This is a genomic window from Ruegeria sp. BJ6, from assembly GCF_056537885.1.
This window is the reverse complement of sequence record NZ_JBQFSG010000023.1, coordinates 1-4,556: the sequence shown is the minus strand read 5'-3', so window position 1 is coordinate 4,556 and position 4,556 is coordinate 1. Positions and strand designations below refer to the sequence as shown.

Sequence of the window (4,556 nt, the reverse complement as noted above, 5' to 3'; positions counted from 1 at the left end):
TTTCCCAAGCATATGAAATTGCCTTTGAATTTGGGTTTACCTACCCGTTTTGGTGGTGTGAGTTGCGGTATACGGTGGTATCCTTACCCATTTGGGTAGTTTTTTGCCCGTCTTATTAGAAGTCCTAAAGCAGTAGTAAGTTACGTTGCGCGACGGGGCAAGCATCGGGTTTTCTGGCGCTCGACATGACACACCGGGCCGTGCTGGCCGTCAACTGCCGAGGATATCTGACGATGACCCTTCCGATTTTTCCCCCGCTCGAGATCCCCGAGACCCTGGCGGCCGGTCCGGGGCCGGGCAATACCGATGCCCGCGTGCTGCAGGCTTTTGCCGGTGCCGGGGTTGCCGATCACATGCAGGGTGACGTGCTGCGCGGCATGGTCGAGTGCAAGCAGATGCTGCGCGCGATCTGGGGCACGTCGAACACCTATACCTTTGCGGTGGCGGGCACCGGCTGGAGCGGGTTGGACACGATGTTCTCGGCGGTGATGCCCGGCGACCGGGTCGTGGCCTTTTCCAACGGCACGTTTTCCGGCATCGACGCGCTGACCCTGCGCATCAAGGCGGCCACCCGCGCCGAGCTGGCGGCGAATGCGCTGGACCCGCAGGCGGCAAGCGTCACCGTGATCGACGTGCCGCACGGGCAGTCGGTGACCGGTGAGATGGTCGAGGCGGCGCTGGCCGAGCACAAGCCGAAATGGGCCTTCATGGCGCATTGGGAAACCGGCTCGGGGCGGATCAACGACCTGCGCGGCTTCTCGGATGCCTGCGAACGCCACGGCGTTATGGGCCTGATCGATGCGGTGTCGTCGCTGGGGGTCGAGGATTTTTCGATCGACGACTATCCCGGCATCGCCGGCTGGGCCTCGTGCCCGCAAAAGGGTCTGTGCTGCCTGCCGCTGACCTATGCGCCGGTCAGCTTCACCGACGCCTATATCGAGACGCTGAAGGCAAACGGCGCCTATACCTATGTGCACAACCCGATCTTCGAGGCGCGCCACTGGGGCATCGTTGACGGTCAGGACGTTGAAAAGGGCACCTATCACCGGACCCATTCGGGTTATGCGGTGGCGGCCTTTCATGAATCCCTGCGCCTGACGCTGCAGGAAACGCTGGCTGCGCGTGCCGACGCCTATTGCACCCACGAGGCCGCCCTGCGCGAGGCGGTTGCGGCGATGGGCTGCGAGGTGACGTCGAACATGACCAGCCTTGTGGTGCTGAACCTGCCGGGTGCGCTGGCGGGCCGGGAAATGGAGCTGGTGCAGAACTGCCGGGCCGAGGGCTTTGGCATCTGGCCCACCCTTTCGGCCCCGGTGCAGGTCCGCATCGGCATCCTGAACCAGCTGAACCCGACGGCCATCCGCGAGATCGTGCGCCGCTTTGCGGATGCGATGCGCGCCTTGGGCGCCGAGGTGGATCACGCCGCCATCGACGGCATTCTCGACAAGCATTACGCCCCGGCGATTGCCGCGCAGTAACGCCGCTCAACAGGGAGGAGCAAATGGACATCCACGAATATCAGGCCAAGGAAGTTCTTTCGAACTTCGGCGTCGCGGTGCCCTCGGGGGCGCTGGCCTACAGCCCGGAACAGGCGGCCTATCGCGCGCGCGAGCTGGGTGGCGACAAATGGATCGTCAAGGCGCAGGTGCATGCGGGCGGGCGCGGCAAGGCCGGCGGCGTCAAGCTGTGCCAGTCCGAAAGCGAGATTTACGAGGCCTGCGAGGACATGTTCGGGCGCAAGCTGGTCACCCATCAGACCGGCCCCGAGGGCAAGGGCATCTATCGCGTTTACGTGGAATCCGCCGTGCCGATCGACCGCGAGATCTATCTGGGCTTCGTGCTGGACCGCTCCAGCCAGCGGGTGATGATCGTCGCCTCGTCCGAGGGTGGCATGGAGATCGAGGACATCTCGGCCGAGCGCCCCGAGAGCATCGTGCGCTCGATCGTCGAACCGGCGGTGGGGCTGCAGGAATTCCAGGCGCGCGAGATTGCGTTCGAGCTGGGGCTGGAACCTGCCCTGGTGCAGCAGATGGTGCGCACGCTGCAGGGCTGTTATGCCGCTTTCCGCGATCTGGACGCGACCATGGTCGAGATCAACCCGCTGGTGATCACCGGCGACAACCGGGTTCTGGCGCTGGACGCCAAGATGAGCTTTGACGACAACGCCCTGTTCCGTCACCCGCAGATCGCCGAGCTGCGCGACAAGAGCCAGGAAGACCCGCGCGAAAGCCGCGCCGCCGACCGGGGCCTGTCCTATGTCGGGCTGGACGGCAATATCGGCTGCATCGTGAACGGTGCGGGCCTTGCCATGGCCACCATGGACACCATCAAGCTGGCGGGCGGCGAGCCTGCCAACTTCCTCGATATCGGCGGCGGGGCCTCGCCGGAACGTGTCGCCAAGGCGTTCCGTCTGGTGCTGTCGGACAAGAACGTGCAGGCGGTGCTGGTCAACATCTTTGCCGGCATCAACCGCTGCGACTGGGTGGCCGAGGGCGTCGTGCAGGCGCTCAGGGAGCTGCAGCTTGAGCTGCCCGTCGTGGTGCGGCTGGCCGGGACCAATGTGGAAGAGGGTCAGAAGATCCTCGCCCAGTCGGGCCTGCCGATCATCCGCGCCACCACATTGATGGAAGCCGCCGAGCGCGCCGTGGGCGCCTGGCAGAACGACCTTACCCAGGCCACCAAGATGAGGGCTGTGCAATGAGCATTCTTCTCGATCGCGATTCCCGCGTCATCGTTCAGGGCATCACCGGCCGCATGGCGCGGTTCCACACCAAGGACATGCTGGACTATGGCACCAATGTCGTCGGCGGCGTGGTGCCCGGCAAGGGCGGTGAAACCGTCGAGGGCGTGCCGGTCTTCGACACCGTCAAACAGGCCGTCGAGGCCACCGGCGCCGATGCCAGCCTGGTCTTCGTGCCGCCCCCCTTTGCCGCAGATTCGATCATGGAGGCGGCGGATGCGGGCATTCGCTATTGCGTCTGCATCACCGACGGCATCCCGGCGCAGGACATGATCCGGGTCAAGCGCTACATGTACCGCTATCCGCGGGAGAACCGCATGGTGCTGACCGGGCCCAACTGCGCGGGCACGATCAGCCCCGGCAAGGCGCTGCTGGGGATCATGCCCGGCCATATCTACCTGCCCGGAAATGTCGGCATCATCGGCCGCTCGGGCACGCTGGGATATGAGGCCGCAGCGCAGCTGAAAGAGCGCGGCATCGGCGTCTCGACTAGTGTCGGCATCGGCGGCGACCCGATCAACGGCTCGTCCTTCCGGGATATACTGGAACGCTTCGAACAGGACGAAGACACCCATATCATCGCCATGATCGGCGAGATCGGCGGACCGCAGGAGGCCGAGGCGGCCGAGTATATCCGCAACCACATCAGCAAGCCGGTGGTGGCCTATGTTGCCGGTCTGACCGCACCCAAGGGCCGCACCATGGGCCATGCGGGCGCGATCATCTCGGCCTTTGGCGAAAGCGCCTCCGAAAAGGTCGAGATCCTGTCCGCCGCCGGTGTGACCGTGGCCGAAAACCCCGCTGTCATCGGCGAAACCATCGCCCGCGTGATGGAGGCTGCGTGATGGTCAAACCGTCGGTTCTTGTTACCCGTCGCTGGCCTGCCGCCGTCGAGGCGCAGCTGGCCGAGGACTACAACGTCGCGCTCAACACCGGTGACAGGCCCATGTCCCCGGCCGAGATCCGGCAGGCCCTGAAAACCTATGACGCGGTGCTGCCCACCGTCACCGACACGCTCAGCGCCGAGGCGCTGGACGTACCCGCCGCCCAGACCCGCATTCTGGCCAATTACGGCGTCGGCTACAGCCATATCTGCGAACCGTCGGCGCGCCAGCTGGGCATGACCGTGACCAACACCCCCGATGTGCTGTCCGAATGCACCGCCGACATCGCCATGACGCTGCTGCTGATGGTGGCGCGGCGGGCCGGCGAAGGCGAACGCGAACTGCGCGCCGGAAACTGGACCGGTTGGCGGCCCACGCATCTGATCGGCACCAAGGTCAGCGGCAAGACGCTGGGCATCGTCGGCTATGGCCGGATCGGTCAGGAAATGGCGCGCCGTGCCCATCATGGGTTCGGCATGGACATCCTGGTCTACAACCGCAGCCCCGTGGCGCCCGAGGTGCTGGCCCGCTGCAACGCAACCCAGGTCGACACGCTCGACGACCTGCTGCCGCACTGCGACTTCGTCTCGCTGCACTGCCCCGGCGGCGCCGCCAACCGGCATCTGATCAACTCGCGCCGCCTGGGCCTGATGAAACCCGACGCCTTTCTGATCAACACCGCCCGCGGCGAGGTCATCGATGAATGGGCCCTCATCCAGGCGCTCATGTTCGACATGATCGGCGGCGCCGCCCTCGACGTCTTCGACGCCGAACCCCGCATCAGTCCGGACCTCATGCAATGCGACAACCTCGTCATGCTCCCCCATCTCGGAAGCGCAACACGCGAGGCCCGCGAAGCTATGGGATTCCGCGTCATCAAAAACCTCAACCAATTCTTCAACGGTAAAAAACCTCAAGACAGAGTGATTTGA

Annotated in this window: 4 protein-coding genes; all 4 read left to right on the top strand. The window is 64.9% G+C overall.

The window, feature by feature from the left end; translation table 11 throughout:
• Positions 1–233: 233 nt before the first annotated feature.
• The 4 genes from ACR0D6_RS22480 to ACR0D6_RS22465 are packed head-to-tail and all read left to right on the top strand — an operon-like array spanning position 234 to position 4,556.
• Positions 234–1,478 (top strand): pyridoxal-phosphate-dependent aminotransferase family protein, encoded by a 1,245-nt coding sequence (locus tag ACR0D6_RS22480; protein ID WP_480767153.1) that lies wholly within the window; start codon positions 234–236, stop codon positions 1,476–1,478.
• A 23-nt stretch (positions 1,479–1,501) separates the two neighbouring features.
• Positions 1,502–2,701, top strand: coding sequence for a malate--CoA ligase subunit beta (locus ACR0D6_RS22475; RefSeq protein ID WP_170657657.1), 1,200 nt, complete (start codon positions 1,502–1,504; stop codon positions 2,699–2,701).
• Complete coding sequence (gene sucD / locus ACR0D6_RS22470; protein ID WP_480453287.1) at positions 2,698–3,585, top strand: succinate--CoA ligase subunit alpha; 888 nt, start codon at positions 2,698–2,700, stop codon at positions 3,583–3,585. The genes ACR0D6_RS22475 and sucD overlap by 4 nt, the downstream gene beginning before the upstream one ends.
• Positions 3,585–4,556 (top strand): 2-hydroxyacid dehydrogenase, encoded by a 972-nt coding sequence (locus tag ACR0D6_RS22465; RefSeq protein WP_170657661.1) that lies wholly within the window; start codon positions 3,585–3,587, stop codon positions 4,554–4,556. Before sucD ends, ACR0D6_RS22465 begins: the two co-directional genes overlap by 1 nt.